This window comes from Streptomyces sp. PTL18, from assembly GCF_059510295.1.
This window is the reverse complement of sequence record NZ_JCAJZO010000005.1, coordinates 268,108-285,574: the sequence shown is the minus strand read 5'-3', so window position 1 is coordinate 285,574 and position 17,467 is coordinate 268,108. Positions and strand designations below refer to the sequence as shown.

Genomic DNA, 17,467 nt, shown 5'->3' with positions numbered 1-17,467 from the left:
CCGGTAGGTGTTCGACAATGCCGACCGATGGACGGGAGTCTTGCTTCCTGTTCGCAGACTCGTCAAGAGTCCTGTGGCACGAAGCGCGATCGTTACTGATCGCTGTGCGCCCACGTTCTTCCGATGGGAGCGCACCGCGTGCGAACAGGCACGTTTCGTGCGCGCAGCGCCCGTGAGCGGGCAGCCGGAAGGACCGGTACGGCAATGCCGTACCGGTCCTTCCGGGAATAGAGGTCCCCGTGGTGGCGCCGGTCTCAGAACCGTCCGGCGCCCAGGTCCCGGGACACCGCGCGGGCGCAGTCGCGCACCGCCGCGATGAGCTCCGGGCGCATCTCCCCGTCCCGGCACACGCGCTCCACGGCGCCGGTGATGCCCACGGCACCCACCGGCATCCGCCGCCGGTCGTGGATGGGCGCGGCGACCGAGGCCACACCGTTCCAGGTCTCCTCCACGTCGGCCGCGTACCCGCGCGCCCGGGCGAGGTCCAGGACCTGCTCGAAGTCCTCCAGGTCGCACACGGTCCGGTCGGTGAACGCCTTCCGGTCGGCTTCCAGCGCCTCGCTGTGCGCGACCGGGTCGTACGCCGACAGGACCTTGCCAAGGGCCGTGCAGTGCAGTGGCTGCATGGCCCCTATCTCCAGGACCTGCCGGCTGTCGTCGGGCCGGAAGACGTGGTGCACGATCAGCACGCCCTGCTGGTGCAGGACACCCAGGTAGACGCTCTCCCCGCTGGAGCGGGCCAGGTCGTCCGTCCACACCAGGGCGCGCGCCCGCAGCTCGTGCACGTCCAGGTAGGTGGTTCCCAGGCGCAGCAGTTCCGCGCCGAGCTGGTAGCGGCCGGAGGCCGCGTCCTGCTCGACGAACCCCTCCTGCTGGAGCGTGCGGAGGATGCCGTGGGCCGTGCCCTTGGCGAGGCCCAGGGAGGAGGCGATGTCCGACAGGCCGAGCCGTCGCTCGCCACCCGCGAGCAGCCGCAGCATCGCGGCCGCCCGTTCGAGCGACTGGATGTTCCGTGCCATCGCCGTCCTGCCCTCCGTCCACTTCGACCGTCGGCTGAGGCTCATGCATCGCCGTTCGGCAATGTCGAACACTACCGGTCGTTGCCGACCTCTCGCTAATGGGAGTCGCCATCCGTTCGGCGGAAGTCTCCCGACGGGTCATCCGGCGTCCTGGCCGTCCCGTCCCGTGGACGCCCCTGACCCTGCGGCGCGCTCCGGGCTACCCTGGCCGCGTGCGTCCTCCATGGGAAGGTCCAGGAGGACGCAAAGCCGACAGCCGTCGCACTCCAGGGAGCATCTTCCATGGCCTCGTTGCCGAACCCGTTCCGCTCGCCCGCCTCCACCGACAGCCGGACCCGGACCGAAACCCTCCGGGAAGCCCTCGCCACCCGTGTCGTGGTGGCCGACGGTGCGATGGGCACGATGCTCCAGGCCCAGGACCCGACGCTGGAGGACTTCCAGGGCCTGGAGGGTTGCAACGAGATCCTGAACGTCACCCGCCCGGACATCGTCCGCACCGTGCACGCCGCCTATTTCGACGCGGGCGTGGACTGCGTGGAGACCAACACCTTCGGGGCGAACCTGACCGCGCTCGGCGAGTACGACATCGCCGAGCGCGTCGCCGAGCTGTCCGAGGCGGGCGCCCGGATCGCCCGCGAGGCGGCGGACGAGTTCACGGCGCGGGACGGGCGCCCGCGCTGGGTGCTGGGCTCGATGGGACCCGGCACCAAGCTGCCCACGCTGGGCCACACGACCTTCACCGGCATCCGTGACGCCTATCAGCGCAACGCCGAGGGCCTGCTCGCCGGCGGGGCCGACGCCCTGCTGGTGGAGACCACCCAGGACCTGCTGCAGACCAAGGCCTCCGTCATCGCCGCCCGCCGCGCGATGGAGACGGCCGGGTACGCGGTCCCGCTGATCGTGTCGGTGACCGTGGAGACCACGGGCACCATGCTGCTCGGCTCCGAGATCGGCGCCGCGCTGACCGCGCTGGAGCCGCTGGGCATCGACATGATCGGTCTGAACTGCGCCACCGGCCCGGCCGAGATGAGCGAGCACCTGCGCTACCTCGCCCGCCACGCACGTGTGCCGTTGTCGTGCATGCCGAACGCGGGCCTGCCCGAACTGACCAAGGACGGCGCGCACTATCCGCTGTCCGCCGCCCAGCTGGCCGACGCCCAGCAGACGTTCGTCACCGAGTACGGGCTGTCCCTGGTCGGCGGCTGCTGCGGTACGACGCCGGAGCACCTGCGTCAGGTCGTCGAACGCGTCCGCGGCCTGAATCCGCCCGAGCGGCACCCGCAGCCCGAGCCCGGTGCGGCCTCCCTCTACCAGTCGGTCCCGTTCCGGCAGGACACCTCCTACCTGGCGATCGGTGAGCGCACGAACGCCAACGGGTCGAAGAAGTTCCGCGAGGCGATGCTCCAGGGCCGCTGGGACGACTGTGTGGAGATGGCCCGGGAGCAGATCCGCGAGGGCGCGCACATGCTCGACCTGTGCGTGGACTACGTGGGCCGTGACGGCGTGGCGGACATGGAGGAGCTGGCCGGCCGGTTCGCCACCGCCTCCACCCTGCCGATCGTGCTGGACTCCACCGAGGTCGAGGTCCTGCGGGCCGGGCTGGAGAAGCTCGGCGGCCGGGCGGTGATCAACTCGGTGAACTACGAGGACGGCGACGGCCCCGACTCGCGTTTCGCGAAGGTCACCGCGCTGGCCCGGGAGCACGGGGCGGCGCTGATCGCGCTGACCATCGACGAGGAGGGCCAGGCCCGCACGCCGCGGAGGAAGGTGGAGGTCGCGGAGCGGCTGATCAGCGACCTGACCGGGAACTGGGGCATCCGCGAGGAGGACATCCTCATCGACTGCCTGACCTTCACCATCTGCACCGGTCAGGAGGAGTCCCGCAAGGACGGCATCGCCACCATCGAGGCGATCCGCGAGCTGAAGAAGCGTCACCCGCAGGTGCAGACCACGCTGGGCCTGTCGAACATCTCCTTCGGCCTGAACCCGGCCGCCCGAATCCTGCTGAACTCCGTCTTCCTGGACGAGTGCGTCAAGGCCGGGCTGGACTCGGCGATCGTGCACGCCTCGAAGATCCTGCCGATCGCCCGGTTCAGCGAGGAAGAGGTGCGCACGGCCCTCGACCTCATCCACGACCGGCGCACCGAGGGCTACGACCCGCTGCAAAAGCTCATGCAGCTGTTCGAGGGCGCCACCGCCAAGTCCCTGAAGGCGGGCAGGGCCGAGGAACTGGCCGCGCTGCCGCTTCAGGAGCGGCTGAAGCGGCGGATCATCGACGGGGAGCGCAACGGCCTGGAAGCCGACCTGGACGAGGCCCTCACGACCCGCCCGGCCCTCGACATCGTCAACGAGACCCTGCTGGACGGCATGAAGGTCGTCGGTGAGCTGTTCGGCTCGGGCCAGATGCAGCTGCCGTTCGTGCTGCAGTCCGCCGAGGTGATGAAAACCGCGGTGGCCTATCTCGAACCGCACATGGAGAAGTCGGACGCCGAGGGCAAGGGCACGATCGTGCTGGCGACCGTGCGCGGGGACGTGCACGACATCGGCAAGAACCTGGTCGACATCATCCTGTCGAACAACGGCTACAACGTCGTCAACCTCGGTATCAAGCAGCCGGTCTCCGCGATCCTGGAGGCGGCCGAGGAGCACAAGGCCGACGTCATCGGCATGTCCGGGCTCCTGGTGAAGTCCACGGTGATCATGAAGGAGAACCTGGAGGAGCTCAACCAGCGGGGGCTGGCCCCCCGCTTCCCCGTCATCCTCGGCGGTGCCGCTCTCACCCGCGCCTACGTCGAGCACGACCTGCACGAGCTGTACGAGGGCGAGGTCCGCTACGCCCGCGACGCCTTCGAAGGCCTGCGCCTGATGGACGCCCTGATCGGGGTCAAGCGGGGTGTGCCCGGGGCGAAGCTGCCCGAGCTCAGGCAGCGGCGGGTCCGGGCGGCCACCGTGGAGGTCGAGGAGCGCCCGGAGGAAGGACACGTCCGCTCCGACGTCGCCACCGACAACCCCGTGCCCACGCCCCCGTTCTGGGGCACCCGCATCGTCAAGGGCATCCCGCTCAAGGAGTACGCGAGCTGGCTGGACGAGGGCGCGCTGTTCAAGGGCCAGTGGGGTCTGAAGCAGGCGCGGACCGGTGCGGGGCCGTCGTACGAGGAGCTGGTGGAGAGCGAGGGCCGGCCCCGACTGCGCGGCCTGCTGGACCGGCTGCAGACCGACAACCTCCTTGAGGCGGCCGTGGTCCACGGCTACTTCCCGTGCGTGTCCAAGGACGACGACCTGATCATCCTGGACGAGGAGGGCAACGAGCGTACCCGGTTCACCTTCCCGCGCCAGCGGCGTGGGCGCCGGCTGTGCCTGGCCGACTTCTTCCGCCCGGAGGAGTCGGGGGAGACGGACGTCGTCGGCTTCCAGGTCGTCACCGTCGGCTCGAGGATCGGCGAGGAGACCGCCCGGCTGTTCGAGTCGAACTCCTACCGCGACTACCTCGAACTGCACGGGCTGTCCGTGCAGTTGGCGGAGGCTCTCGCGGAGTACTGGCACGCGCGCGTGCGTGCCGAGCTGGGCTTCGCCGGTGAGGACCCCGCCGACATGGAGGACATGTTCGCGCTGAAGTACCGAGGGGCGCGTTTCTCCCTCGGCTACGGCGCCTGCCCGGACCTGGAGGACCGCGCGAAGATCGCCGAACTCCTCCAGCCGGAACGGATCGGCGTGCACCTCTCCGAGGAGTTCCAGCTGCACCCGGAACAGTCCACCGACGCGATCGTGATCCACCACCCGGAGGCCAAGTACTTCAACGCGCGGTAGCGACCGCGCCCCGGGGCCCCCAACGGATCCCTGCCGATGGTCCGAGGGCCGTCGGCAGGGCGCACCACGCCCGTCGGGCGGGGCCGCCGGGAACGGGGGTGACCGTCCGGCCGCCGCGCGCGACACGGACTTCGCCCGGATGCTCGCCCAGGTCGCGCCGGGTCGCCGGGCTCGTGCACCGGGACGTGGGGAGGTGTGCGCGTCGGTGAGCCGCCCGTCGGCACGTCTTCCGGTGCGACCGGGCTCCGGGGTGCCCCGCTGCCGGACGGGGCCGCCCAGAGGCGCCCTCGGCAGGTCCTCCGCGCCCGCACGGCGTGGTGCTCCCGGCCCCGCACGGTCTCGCGTTCCCGTGCCGAGAGGCACTTTCCCCTCATGCGTCGTACACTGGTCGATCCACCGCAGGCCGGTTCCCTCCCTGGGAACCGGCCTGGTCGTCCCTTGAAGGAGGTGCGCCGGATGACCACTACGGTTCCCGCACTCGGAACCCGTAAGGCCGAAGGCTCCGCCCTGCAGGCCGTGCTCCTCGACATGGACGGCACCCTCGTGGACACCGAGGGGTTCTGGTGGGAGGTCGAGGTCGAGGTCTTCGCCGGCCTCGGCCACACGCTCGACGACTCCTGGCGTCATGTCGTGGTCGGCGGTCCCATGAAGCGCAGCGCGGGATTCCTGATCGAGGCCACCGGCGCTGACATCACCCTCGACGAGCTCACCGTCCTGCTCAACGACGGGTTCGAGGACCGTATCGACCGCAGACTGCCCCTGATGCCGGGCGCGGCGCGGCTGCTGGCCGAACTCGCGGCGCACGACATCCCCACCGCCCTGGTCTCCGCCTCCCACCGGCGCATCATCGACCGCGTCCTGGCCTCCGTGGGCCCGCAGTACTTCGCCCTGACCGTCGCCGGTGACGAGGTCGAGCGGACCAAGCCGTTCCCCGACCCGTATCTGCGGGCCGCCGTCGGCCTCGGCGCCGACCCCGCGCGGTGCGCGGTCATCGAGGACACGGTGACCGGCGTCACGGCCGGCGAGGCCGCCGGCTGCCGCGTGGTGGCCGTGCCCTCGGTCGCCCCCATCGAGCCTTCCGCCGGGCGCACGGTCGTCACCTCGCTCGAAGAGGTCGACCTGCCATTTCTGCGGGCTTTGATGACGGAAATGCGCTAGGCCTTCACCCAGCGTGCAGAATGAATGGAAGAATTACTCCGGGCGGTCCGGCCGAATGAATTAATACCGGCCCGGTGGGCGAATTCCGGGGCGCGAACCCTGCTTGACCATGTGACGTTCCCCACGCCGGCAGGGGTCGACAGCGGGCCCGGCGTGTGCTGTTCCGCCCCACTCGGGCGGCCTGGACGCGCCCTTGTGTCCCGATTGGTGAAACGCTGCACTAATCCTTCCCCGACTGGTTTTCCGGTCCGTTCACAGCCGGTTTCACAGCGTGATGGGAACTCAACTCCGGTGGCTGTCAGCCCTCCTGCAGGTGCGGACTAATCTCTGCGCGAGAACATCACCGCTTCCCCCGTGATCCGCCGCACCACCCATGCATGCCGGATACACGGACCCAACAGCTCTGGAGAAACTCGAGCATGAACCGCAAGACCTTGGTGCTGCCGGCCGTCGCCGGTCTGCTCACCCCCGTCCTCGCTGCCTGCGGCGGGTCCAGCAGTGGGGGCAAGAGCAGTGACGCCATCGTCGTCGGCACCACCGACCGGTTCACCGCCTCCAGCGACGCCCCGGCGCCCCTCGACCCGGCGTACGCCTACGACGTCGGCACCTGGAACATCCTCCGGCAGACCGTGCAGACGCTGATGGTGCAGCCCCGCGGCGACGGCGAGCCGCAGCCCGAGGCCGCCGAGAGCTGCGGCTTCACCGACACCGGCAACGAGCGCTATGCCTGCAAGCTGCGCAAGGACCTGAAGTTCGCCAACGGCGACCCGGTGACCGCGGCCGACGTGAAGTACTCCATCGACCGCGCCCGCGCCCTCAAGGCCGACAGCGGTGTCTTCGCCCTGCTGTCCACCATCGACACCGTCGAGACGCGGGGTGACAACGAAGTCATCTTCCACCTCAGGAGCGCGGACGCGACCTTCCCGTTCAAGCTGTCGACGCCGGTCGCCGGCATCGTCAACCCCAAGGACTACGAGAAGAACAAGCTCCGCGACGGCTTCGACATCGACGGCTCCGGGCCGTACACGATGCAGGCCGAGGTCAAGAACAACGAGCTGGTCAAGGCCACCTTCACCAAGAACCCCAACTACCGGGGCGTGCTGACGCCGAAGAACGACAAGGTCGTCCTCCAGCCGTTCAGCGACGCCGAGGCGATGGGCTCCGCCCTCGACAAGGGCGACATCGACGTCATGACCCGCACGATGGACCCGGACCAGATCCGCAAGCTCCAGAACGACACCCACGGCACCATCAACCTCGTGGAGATGCCGGGCCTGGAGATCCGCTACCTGGCCTTCGACACCGACACCCCCCCGGTGAAGAGCAAGGCCGTCCGCCAGGCCATGGCACAGGTCATCAACCGCGGCGAACTGGTCTCCAAGGTGTACGGCACCGAGGCCGAGCCCCTGTACTCGATCGTCCCCGCCACCATCACCGGCCACTCCAACTCGTTCTTCAACAAGTACGGCAACCCCAGCGTGGACAAGGCCCGCACCCTGCTCTCCAAGGCGGGCGTCTCCACCCCGGTCAAGCTGACGCTGCACTACACGACCGACCACTACGGTCCGGCCACCGCCAAGGAGTTCGAGGTGCTCAAGCAGCAGCTCAACACCAGCGGTCTGTTCGACGTCACCGTCCAGGGCACCCCCTGGGAGAAGTTCCGCCCGGCCGAGAAGAAGGGCCAGTACGCCGTCTACGGCATGGGCTGGTTCCCGGACTTCCCGGACGCCGACAACTACCTCGCGCCGTTCCTCGACAAGGACAACACCCTCGGCTCCCCGTACGCCAACCCGGAGATCATCAACACGCTGATCCCGCAGTCCCGCCGCGAGGCGGACCGCCTCACCGCGTCGAAGAGCCTCACCGACATGCAGGACATCGTCGCCGACGACGTGCCGATCCTGCCGCTGTGGCAGGGCAAGCAGTACGTCGCCACCCGCGACGACATCACCGGCAGCGAGTACGCGATGAACTCCTCCTCCACGCTGCAGCTGTGGGAGCTCGGCCGCGGCGTCGGCGGCTGACCGGTCAGCCGCCCGGTTTCACACCGGCCGGTGAGCAGCAGTTCTTCGAGGCCCCCGGACACAGGTCCGGGGGCCTGCCCCGTTCGCGATACGATCCGTGAACTCCCGCACGGCCCGGAACGCGCGGAGTCCGGGGCGAACGACAATCGAAGACAAGGCACATGCACGTGAACTTGCGCACCCAGTGGCCGGTTCTGTCCATCGCGACGGGGCTGGCCGCCGGCCTGCTCACCGGATGCGGCACCTCGGGTGACGACTCCTCAGGCACCGGCTCCCCCGTGGTGATGGGGATGTCCGACGACGTCCTGGCCACCGACCCGGCCTCCGGCTACGACCCGGGGTCCTGGCTGCTGTTCAACAACGTCTTCCAGTCCCTGCTCGCCTTCCCCAAGGGCGGCACGGAACCGGAGCCGGAAGCCGCCAGGGAGTGCACGTTCACCGACACGCAGACCAAGGTCTACTCCTGCACCCTCAGGGACGGCCTGAAGTTCAGCAACGGCGACCCGCTCACGTCGAAGGACGTCAAGTTCTCCTTCGACCGCATGCTGAAGATCAACGACTCGGCCGGCCCCGCCATCATGTTCCCCATGCTCGACTCGGTCGAGACCCCGGACGCCAAGACCGTCGTCTTCAAACTGAAGTACGCCGACGCCACCTTCCCCAGCAAGATAGCCTCCGGCGCCGGCTCCATCGTCGACCACAACGCCTACCCCGCCGACAAGCTGCGCAAGGACGGCAAGGCGGTCGGCTCCGGCCCCTACAAGCTGGACTCCTTCGGCAAGGACAAGGCCGTCTTCTCCGTCAACTCCCAGTACCGGGGGACGGCCAAGGCGCACAACTCCGGCGTCACCCTGACGTTCTTCCACGGCGACCAGTCCGCCCTGAAGAACGCCCTCCTGGACGGCAGGATCGACCTCGCCTACCGGGGTCTGGCCGCCGCCGACATCGCCGGCATCGGCAACGACACCTCCACCGGCAAGGGCATCGAGGTCGTCGAGGGCTCCAGCGCCGAAGTCCAGCACCTCGTCTTCAACATGGACGACCCGGTGGCCGGCAAGCTCGGCGTCCGCAAGGCCATCGCCTACCTCCTCGACCGCGACGCCGTCGTCAACAAGGTGTACAACGACACCGCGACGCCCCTGTACTCGATCATCCCCGCCGGCGTCACCGGCCACGACACGTCCTTCTTCGACACCTACGGTGCCCGCCCCTCCAAGGCCAAGGCGGCCGCCGCGCTGCGCGCCTCGGGCGTCACCGGCAAGGTCACCCTGACCCTGTGGTCGACCCCCTCCCGCTACGGACCCGCCACCGACGAGGAACTGAAGACCATCGCCCGGCAGTTGAACGACAGCGGACTGTTCGACGCGACCGTCAGGTCCGTCCCCTTCGACCAGTACGAGAAGGACATCGCGGCCGGCAAGTACGGCGTCTACGTCAAGGGCTGGGTGCCCGACTACCCCGACCCCGACAACTTCACCGCGCCGTTCTTCGGCAAGGGCAACGTGCTGGACAACCACTACGCCAACAGCACCATCACCGGTGAACTGATCCCGAAGACGGCCGCCCAGAGCGACCGCTCCGCCACCGACGACGAGTACCGCAGGCTCCAGCACATCGTCGCCGAGGACGTCCCGGTCATCCCGATCTGGCAGGGCAAGCAGTACGCCGTCACCCGGGAGAGCGTGTACGGACTCGAGTACTGCCTGGACGCCTCCACCGTCTTCCGGTTCTGGGAGATCAGCAAGGGCTGAGCAGGACCCGCACGCACGAAGGGCGTCCCTGCCGCAGGGGCGCCCTCACCGTCACGGTCTCCCGCCTACTGGGCGCCGGGACGCACCAGCCCGCTCTCGTACGCGTACACCGCCGCCTGCACCCGGTCCCGCAGCCCCAGCTTCGTCAGGACATGGCCGACGTGCGTCTTGACCGTGGTCTCACTGACGAAGAGATCCGCGGCGATCTCCGCGTTGGACAGCCCACGCGCCACCAGCTTCAGCACCTCCACCTCCCGTTCGGTGAGCGTGTGCAGGGTGTCCGGCACCGGCTCGTCCCCCGACGGCAGATGCGTGGCGTACTTGTCGAGCAGCCGCCTGGTGATGCTCGGCGCGAGCATCGCCTCGCCCGCCGCGACCACCCGGATCGCCTGCACCAGCTCATCGGCCGGCGCGTCCTTCAGCAGGAACCCGCTCGCCCCGGCGCGCAGCGCCTCCACCACGTACTCGTCCAGATCGAAGGTCGTCAGCACCAGCACCTTCGCCGGGCCGTCCCGCCCCGGCCCGGTGATCTGCCGGGTCGCCTCCACGCCGTCCATACGGGGCATGCGGATGTCCATCAGCACCACATCGGGCTGCAGGGCACGCACCTGGTCGAGCGCCTGGAGGCCGTCTCCGGCCTCGCCGACGACCGCGAGATCCTGCTCCGCCTCCAGAATCATCCGAAAGCCCGTACGCAGCAGCGGCTGGTCGTCGACGAGTAGGACGCGGATGGCCACGTAAATCTCCTTCGCTAGTCCGGCCCCATTCTGCCCTGCGGGCCTCCGCCCGATTCGGGCACCCCGGACGACGCGGACCCCTCCGGGCCCGAGGAGCCGTCCAGCCGCTGAGCCGGCAGCGACCGCGCCCCCGACGGCGCACCGCCGGCCGGACGGACCGGCAGCGGATACGGCGGGGGAGTGCCCCCGAACTCCGGACACACCCCCTGGTGGTCGCACCAGCCGCACAGCTTGCTGCGACGCGGCCGCCAGTCACCCGTCTCCGTCGCCACCCGGATCGCCTCCCACAGCGCGAGCAGTTTGCGCTCCACACGCTCCAGGTCGGCCAGGACGGGGTCGTACGTCAGCACATCCCCACTGCCCAGATACACCAGCTGAAGCCGCCGCGGGACGACCTTCTTCAGCCGCCACACCACCAGGGCGTAGAACTTCATCTGGAACAGCGCGCCCTCCGCGTACTCCGGCCGGGGCGCCTTGCCCGTCTTGTAGTCGACGATCCGCACCTCACCCGTCGGCGCCACGTCGACGCGGTCGATGATCCCGCGCAGTCTCAGCCCCGACTCCAGCTCCGCCTCCACGAACAGCTCACGCTCGGCGGGCTCCAGACGCGTCGGGTCCTCCAGCGTGAACCAGCGCTCGATCAGCCGCTCCGCCTCACCCAGCCAGCGCGCCAGCCGCTCACCGTCCGGATCGTCCGCGAACAGCTCCACGACCTCCGGCCTGCTCTCCCGCAGCCGGTCCCACTGGCCGGGCAGCAGCGCCTTGGCCTGCGGAGCGGTCCGCTCGGCGGCCGGCACGTCGAACAGCCGCTCCAGCACCGAGTGCACCAGCGTGCCCCTCGTCGCCGCCTCGCTCGGCTTCTCGGGCAGCTTGTCGATCACCCGGAACCGGTACAGCAGCGGGCACTGCATGAAATCGCCGGCGCGCGACGGCGACAGCGAACCCGGGGGTGCGGCGGCCACGGCGGACGGCACGGCGACGCCGTCGGTGCTGGATTCCATGACCACAGACCATACGGCCCGCCACCGACAGTGACCCAGCCGCGGCCCGGCGAAAGCACCCACCGACGGGCCGGAGCCCACCCGACCACGCGGGAAACAGAGGGGTGCCGGGCGGAACACGACGCGACGGCCGCATACCATCGACACCGGACGCTCCCACCCGGCACGGCCGGGGCCGGAGAGACGCATCGATCGAGGGGACAGCGTGGACGAGAGCGGCGGGAGCGCACAGCCGCGCCCCGGCAACAACGGGGCGCCCGACACCACGCCCCGCCAGGAGTCACCGAGTCCCGCACAGCCCCCCACCGACCCTGCGGCACCCGCCGCCGCGGCTGCGGGACCCGACGACGAGCACACACCGTCCACCGACGGACCAACGGACGACCGCAACGCCCCGCAGCCCCCTGCACCCGGCAACGCCGACACCCCGGCGGACAGGCACCCGGCGCCCCCTCACTCCGACGGCCCAACCACCCCGCGCAGCGGCACCCCCGCCCGCACGCCCGCCCACTCCGCCACCGCCGGCCGTGGACGCCCCCCACAACGCCCCAAGGACCCCGGTGGCGGCCTCCTCATGGGCCGCCCCTTCGGCGTCCCCGTCTACGTCGCCCCCAGCTGGTTCCTCGTCGCCGCCCTGATCACCTGGGTCTTCGGCGGACAGCTCGACCGCGTGCTGCCCGAACTCGGCGCCGTCCGCTACCTCGTCTCGCTCTTCTTCGCCGTCGCCTTCTACGCCTCGGTCCTCGTCCACGAACTCGCCCACACCGTCGCCGCCCTCCGCTTCGGACTCCCGGTGCGCCGCATCCAACTCCAGTTCTTCGGCGGCGCCTCCGAGATCGAGAAGGAAGCCGAGACCCCCGGCCGCGAATTCGTCCTCGCCTTCGTCGGCCCGCTGCTCTCCCTCGTCCTCGCCGGGATCTTCTACCTCGCCCTGCAGCCCGTCCAACCCGGCACCGTCCCCGGCGTCCTCCTCGCCGGCCTCATGGTCTCCAACCTCATCGTCGCCGTCTTCAACCTGCTCCCCGGCCTCCCCCTCGACGGCGGCCGCATGCTCCGCGCCGTCGTCTGGAAGATCACCGGCCGCCCCATGACCGGCACCGTCGCCGCCGCCTGGGTCGGCCGCGCCCTCGCCATCGCCGTCCTCGTCGGACTGCCCCTGCTCACCCAGTCAGGCGCCCTCGGCTCCACCGCCGAGGACAACGTCGGGATGGACACCGTCACCGACGCCCTGCTCGCCGCCATCCTCGCCGCGATCATCTGGACCGGCGCCGGCAACAGCCTGCGCATGGCCCGCCTGCGCGAACACCTCCCCGAACTGCGCGCCCGTACCCTGACCCGCCGCGCCGTCCCCGTCGAGACCGACACCCCCCTCTCCGAGGCCCTGCGCCGCGCCAACGCCGTCGGTGCCCGCGCCCTCGTCGTCGTCGACGCCCACGGCGCACCCCTCTCCCTCGTCCGCGAGGCCGCCATCGTCGGTGTACCCGAACACCGCCGCCCCTGGGTACCCGTCAGCGGCCTCGCCCAGGACATCACCGACGGCATGCGCGTCTCCGCCGAACTCGCCGGAGAAGACCTCCTCGACGTCCTGCGCGCCACCCCCGCCACCGAATACCTCGTCGTCGAGGAGACCGGCGAGATCTACGGTGTCCTCTCCGCCGCCGACGTCGAACGCGCCTTCGTCAAGGCCATGGCCCGCCCCAGCTGAACCTCGGACCGCCCATCATGGTCGGCGCCCCCCTCAGCTGCCGGTAGGCTGGTCACATGTCCGAACCGACCGGTGCCGCCCGCCGTCGCGGGCCCTTCAAGGTCGGGGACCAGGTACAGCTGACCGACCCCAAGGGCCGCCACTACACGTTCACACTCGAAGCGGGAAAGAACTTCCACACCCACAAGGGCTCCTTCCCGCACGACGAACTGATCGGCGCACCCGAGGGCAGCGTTGTCCGCACCACCGGGAACGTCGCCTACCTCGCGCTGCGCCCCCTGCTCCCCGACTACGTCCTGTCCATGCCCCGCGGGGCAGCCGTCGTCTACCCGAAGGACGCGGGGCAGATCCTCGCCTTCGCCGACATCTTCCCCGGCGCCCGCGTCGTGGAAGCCGGCGTCGGCTCCGGCTCACTCAGCACCTTCCTGCTGCGCGCCATCGGTGACCAGGGCATGCTGCACAGCTACGAGCGCCGTGCCGACTTCGCCGACATCGCCCAGGCCAATGTGGAACGCTACTTCGGCGGCCCCCACCCCGCCTGGCAGCTCACCGTCGGCGACCTCCAGGACAACCTGTCCGACACCGAGGTCGACCGCGTCATCCTCGACATGCTCGCCCCCTGGGAGTGCCTCGAGACCGTCTCCAAGGCACTCGTCCCCGGCGGCATCCTCTGCTGTTACGTCGCCACCACCACCCAGCTCGCGCGGACCGTCGAGTCCATCCGCGAGATCGGCTGCTTCAACGAGCCGACCTCCTGGGAGACCATGATCCGCAACTGGCACATCGAGGGCCTCGCCGTCCGCCCCGACCACCGCATGATCGGGCACACCGGCTTCCTCCTCACCGCCCGCCGCCTCGCCGACGGCGTCGAGCCCCCCATGCGCCGCCGCCGTCCCGCCAAGGGCGCCTACGGCGAGGACTACACCGGCCCCAACGCCGACGGAGGCACCGGCCGCTGACCCCGGCCCCGCGCCGCCCACAACCCACCAGCGCCGTGGCCGAGTTCCCGCACACCCCGCGGAACTCGGCCACGGCGCTCATGCGTTCAAGCGCGCACACCCCCACACAACCCGGCCCGCCCGAGCACACACACGCACACACTCTCCCACCGGTACGTCCACTCCCTCCGTCCCGGACGCACACGGAAACTGACGCGCCACCAGCGGTGACCACCCCGCCGTTCCCTCGCACTGTGACGTGTGGCACGATGCGGGGCACCCTCACCGGCACAGCCCTCACAGGAGACACCTCCCCCGTGCAGCACTCCGCCGTCCCGGAACTCGCTCACACCACCACCCGGCCCATCCACTGGGTCGCCACCGCCACCGCGGTCTCCGGAGTGATCGCCCTGTCCTCCGTGCTGCAGCCCGGCGCCGCGACCGCGGCCCAGCCTCGCACCGAGACCAAGGCCGCCCCCGCGGCCATCCCGGCCCCCGACCCCGCCAAGGCCGACTTCCCCCTCCACTGCGGCCCCACCAAGCTCCTCATCCGGAAGAAGGCCACCGGAGACCTCGACGGCGACGGCCGCCCCGAAACCGTCGTCGCCGTCCACTGCGACGCCGGCATGGGCACTCCACCCGACGGCCTCTACGTCCTCACCCAGGCGGCGGGCACCGCCACACCCCGCGTCGTCGCCACCCTCGTCGCCCCCAAGGACCGCATCACCGTCACCGACTTCGCCGTCCGTGACGCCGCCGTCACCGCCACCCTCCTCGGCTACTCCTCGCCCGACGTACCGAGTTGCTGCCCCGACGTCAAGGACGTCGCCAAGTGGCAGTGGAAGAATGGCGTGTTCCTCCGCACCACCACCGCCGACGGCAGCCGGAACGCCTGACCCCACGGCCCACGGACCGAGGGACCCGCCGCCGGCGGTGTGAGAAAAGAGACACGACTGACGGGAGGTGCCCAGGCGGTCACTCAGCGTCCGGGCCGTACACCTCCACGCCGTCCCCGGCCCGACGCACGTGGATGCACTCGCCAGGACACTCCCGCGCCGAATCCACCACATCCCCCACCAGCGGCAGCGGCACCCGGGTCGCAGCCCCTCTGACCTGCAGAAGCTCCTCGTCCGGCCCCTTCACATAGGCCAGACCATCGATGTCCAGCTCGAAGACCTCCGGCGCGTACTGGGCGCAGATGCCGTCACCGGTACACAGGTCCTGATCGATCCAGACCTCCAGCTCCTCGCCACCGACACCGGCCTCCTGCCGCACGGTCATCTCCCCTGCCGTCTACTGCGCAGAGCCCCGGGAATCCGGCCAGCCCTGACGGGTGTTGAACACCCCTGACCCTACCTTCGACCGCTTCCCAATCATGTTCGGTGGGTATTCCCCTGGCGTGAGGGAGAGCGCAAGGGTGAAGATCGGACACACCCCGACAGTCTTTGTGATCTAGGGGTTTCAATCGACACCCACCCAGGTAGGGTCTGGAAGCGTCCAGCTCCCCTTGGAGGAGGTGAGGACCGTGGCAGCCCACGACGACGACATGAACCGCGGCATCCGCCCGGGACGAGGGTCCGACGACCCTGCCGGGCAGATCGCCTACCTTGAGCAGGAGATCGCCGTCCTGCGACGCAAGCTCGCCGACTCTCCGCGACACACGAGAATTCTCGAAGAGCGGATCGTCGAGCTGCAGACCAATCTGGCCGGCGTGTCCGCGCAGAACGAGCGACTCGCCAACACGCTCCGCGAGGCCCGCGACCAGATCGTGGCCCTCAAGGAAGAAGTCGACCGGCTCGCACAGCCGCCGGCCGGCTTCGGTGTCTTCCTGCAGGCGAACGAGGACGGCACCGCCGACATCTTCACCGGAGGCCGCAAACTCCGCGTGAACGTCAGCCCCGGCGTGGATCTCGACGAGCTCCGCCGAGGCCAGGAACTGATGCTCAACGAAGCGCTCAACGTGGTCGAGGCCATGGAGTTCGAGCGTGTCGGGGACATCGTCACCCTCAAGGAAATCCTCGAGGACGGCGAGCGCGCCCTCGTGCTCGGGCACACCGACGAGGAACGGGTGGTACGGCTCGCCGAGCCGCTGCTGGACGTCACCATCCGCCCCGGCGACGCCCTCCTGCTCGAACCCCGCTCCGGCTACGTCTACGAGGTCGTCCCCAAGAGCGAGGTCGAAGAGCTCGTCCTCGAAGAGGTACCCGACATCGGTTACGACCAGATCGGCGGCCTCGGCAACCAGATCGAAGCCATCCGCGACGCCGTCGAGCTCCCGTACCTCTACCCCGACCTCTTCAAGGAGCACGAGCTGCGCCCGCCCAAGGGAGTCCTCCTCTACGGACCCCCCGGATGCGGCAAGACCCTCATCGCCAAGGCCGTGGCGAACTCCCTCGCCAAAAAGGTCGCCGAAGTGACCGGCCAGGCCGCCGGCAAGAGCTTCTTCCTCAACATCAAGGGCCCCGAGCTCCTCAACAAGTACGTCGGCGAAACCGAACGACAGATCCGCCTCGTCTTCCAGCGAGCCCGCGAAAAGGCCAGCGAGGGCACCCCCGTCATCGTCTTCTTCGACGAGATGGAATCCCTCTTCCGTACCCGCGGCTCCGGCGTCAGCTCGGACGTGGAGAACACCATCGTCCCCCAGCTCCTCGCCGAGATCGACGGTGTGGAAGGCCTGCAGAACGTCGTGGTCATCGGCGCCTCCAACCGCGAGGACATGATCGACCCCGCCATCCTGCGCCCCGGCCGCCTCGACGTGAAGATCAAGATCGAACGTCCGGACGCCGAAGCCGCCAAGGACATCTTCGGAAAGTACCTCACCGAAAACCTCCCCCTGCACGCCGACGACGTCAGCGAACACGGAGGCGACAAGGCCGCCACTGTCCAGGCCATGATCCAGACCGCCGTGGAACAGATGTACGCCGAGTCCGACGAGAACCGCTTCCTGGAGGTCACCTACGCCAACGGCGACAAGGAAGTCCTCTACTTCAAGGACTTCAACTCCGGCGCCATGATCGAAAACATCGTCGGCCGCGCCAAGAAGATGGCGATCAAGGACTTCCTCGAACACAACCAGAAGGGCCTCCGCGTCTCCCACCTCCTCCAGGCGTGCGTGGACGAGTTCAAGGAGAACGAGGACCTGCCCAACACCACCAACCCCGACGACTGGGCCCGAATCTCCGGAAAGAAGGGCGAACGGATCGTCTACATCCGCACCCTCATCACCGGAAAGCAAGGCGCAGACACAGGGCGCTCCATCGACACGGTGGCAAACACCGGTCAGTACCTGTAAAAGCAAGGGCGGCTGCGGGTGCCTCCAATGGGTAC

The 17,467-nt window shown here is 69.5% G+C and carries 12 protein-coding genes; 8 read left to right on the top strand and 4 right to left on the bottom strand.

What is annotated here, in order from left to right; genetic code table 11:
- Nucleotides 1-254: 254 nt before the first annotated feature.
- The gene (locus AC5WS8_RS12440) at nucleotides 255-1,019 is read right to left on the bottom strand and encodes an IclR family transcriptional regulator (protein WP_496103391.1); all 765 of its coding nucleotides are present in this window, start codon (nucleotides 1,017-1,019) and stop codon (nucleotides 255-257) included.
- 282 nt (nucleotides 1,020-1,301) lie between these two features.
- Between AC5WS8_RS12440 and metH the strand changes: the two genes are divergently transcribed.
- From metH to AC5WS8_RS12420, 4 genes are all read left to right on the top strand, one after another.
- Nucleotides 1,302-4,826 carry a methionine synthase gene (gene metH / locus AC5WS8_RS12435; protein WP_496103390.1) on the top strand — a complete coding sequence of 1,175 codons (3,525 nt, stop codon included), beginning with the start codon at nucleotides 1,302-1,304 and terminating at the stop codon, nucleotides 4,824-4,826.
- 456 nt (nucleotides 4,827-5,282) lie between these two features.
- Nucleotides 5,283-5,984 carry an HAD family hydrolase gene (locus AC5WS8_RS12430; RefSeq protein WP_496103389.1) on the top strand — a complete coding sequence of 234 codons (702 nt, stop codon included), beginning with the start codon at nucleotides 5,283-5,285 and terminating at the stop codon, nucleotides 5,982-5,984.
- A 419-nt stretch (nucleotides 5,985-6,403) separates the two neighbouring features.
- Nucleotides 6,404-8,008: an ABC transporter substrate-binding protein gene (locus tag AC5WS8_RS12425; protein ID WP_496103388.1), complete on the top strand. Its 1,605-nt coding sequence runs from the start codon at nucleotides 6,404-6,406 to the stop codon at nucleotides 8,006-8,008.
- 167 nt (nucleotides 8,009-8,175) lie between these two features.
- A complete protein-coding gene (locus tag AC5WS8_RS12420; RefSeq protein ID WP_496103387.1) occupies nucleotides 8,176-9,759 on the top strand; it encodes an ABC transporter substrate-binding protein in 1,584 nt (527 codons plus the stop codon).
- Between the two features lie 65 nt (nucleotides 9,760-9,824).
- On the opposite strand, the gene AC5WS8_RS12415 is transcribed toward AC5WS8_RS12420, so the two are convergent.
- Nucleotides 9,825-10,496 (bottom strand): response regulator, encoded by a 672-nt coding sequence (locus AC5WS8_RS12415; RefSeq protein ID WP_086728460.1) that lies wholly within the window; start codon nucleotides 10,494-10,496, stop codon nucleotides 9,825-9,827.
- Nucleotides 10,497-10,510: 14 nt separating this feature from the next.
- Complete coding sequence (locus tag AC5WS8_RS12410; RefSeq protein ID WP_496103386.1) at nucleotides 10,511-11,497, bottom strand: RecB family exonuclease; 987 nt, start codon at nucleotides 11,495-11,497, stop codon at nucleotides 10,511-10,513.
- A gap of 205 nt (nucleotides 11,498-11,702) precedes the next feature.
- Between AC5WS8_RS12410 and AC5WS8_RS12405 the strand changes: the two genes are divergently transcribed.
- The 3 genes from AC5WS8_RS12405 (at nucleotide 11,703) to AC5WS8_RS12395 (ending at nucleotide 15,036) form a co-directional block, all read left to right on the top strand.
- Nucleotides 11,703-13,202, top strand: a complete 1,500-nt coding sequence (locus AC5WS8_RS12405) for a site-2 protease family protein (RefSeq protein WP_496103385.1) — start codon at nucleotides 11,703-11,705, stop codon at nucleotides 13,200-13,202.
- A 56-nt stretch (nucleotides 13,203-13,258) separates the two neighbouring features.
- On the top strand, nucleotides 13,259-14,161 hold the full coding sequence (locus AC5WS8_RS12400; protein ID WP_496103384.1) for a tRNA (adenine-N1)-methyltransferase: 903 nt from the start codon (nucleotides 13,259-13,261) through the stop codon (nucleotides 14,159-14,161).
- A 296-nt stretch (nucleotides 14,162-14,457) separates the two neighbouring features.
- Nucleotides 14,458-15,036, top strand: a complete 579-nt coding sequence (locus tag AC5WS8_RS12395) for a hypothetical protein (protein ID WP_496103383.1) — start codon at nucleotides 14,458-14,460, stop codon at nucleotides 15,034-15,036.
- Between the two features lie 79 nt (nucleotides 15,037-15,115).
- On the opposite strand, the gene AC5WS8_RS12390 is transcribed toward AC5WS8_RS12395, so the two are convergent.
- The gene (locus tag AC5WS8_RS12390; RefSeq protein WP_496103382.1) at nucleotides 15,116-15,421 is read right to left on the bottom strand and encodes a ferredoxin; all 306 of its coding nucleotides are present in this window, start codon (nucleotides 15,419-15,421) and stop codon (nucleotides 15,116-15,118) included.
- Between the two features lie 244 nt (nucleotides 15,422-15,665).
- On the opposite strand from AC5WS8_RS12390, the gene arc reads away from it, so the two are divergent.
- The gene (arc, locus tag AC5WS8_RS12385) at nucleotides 15,666-17,432 is read left to right on the top strand and encodes a proteasome ATPase (RefSeq protein ID WP_496103381.1); all 1,767 of its coding nucleotides are present in this window, start codon (nucleotides 15,666-15,668) and stop codon (nucleotides 17,430-17,432) included.
- Nucleotides 17,433-17,467 lie beyond the last annotated feature (35 nt).

Coding starts and splice junctions, on each gene's coding strand:
- AC5WS8_RS12440 (WP_496103391.1), bottom strand. CDS start 1,019: ATGGCACGGAACATCCAGTCGCTCGAACGGGCGGCCGCGATGCTGCGG.
- metH (WP_496103390.1), top strand. CDS start 1,302: ATGGCCTCGTTGCCGAACCCGTTCCGCTCGCCCGCCTCCACCGACAGC.
- AC5WS8_RS12430 (WP_496103389.1), top strand. CDS start 5,283: ATGACCACTACGGTTCCCGCACTCGGAACCCGTAAGGCCGAAGGCTCC.
- AC5WS8_RS12425 (WP_496103388.1), top strand. CDS start 6,404: ATGAACCGCAAGACCTTGGTGCTGCCGGCCGTCGCCGGTCTGCTCACC.
- AC5WS8_RS12410 (WP_496103386.1), bottom strand. CDS start 11,497: ATGGAATCCAGCACCGACGGCGTCGCCGTGCCGTCCGCCGTGGCCGCC.
- AC5WS8_RS12400 (WP_496103384.1), top strand. CDS start 13,259: ATGTCCGAACCGACCGGTGCCGCCCGCCGTCGCGGGCCCTTCAAGGTC.
- AC5WS8_RS12390 (WP_496103382.1), bottom strand. CDS start 15,421: ATGACCGTGCGGCAGGAGGCCGGTGTCGGTGGCGAGGAGCTGGAGGTC.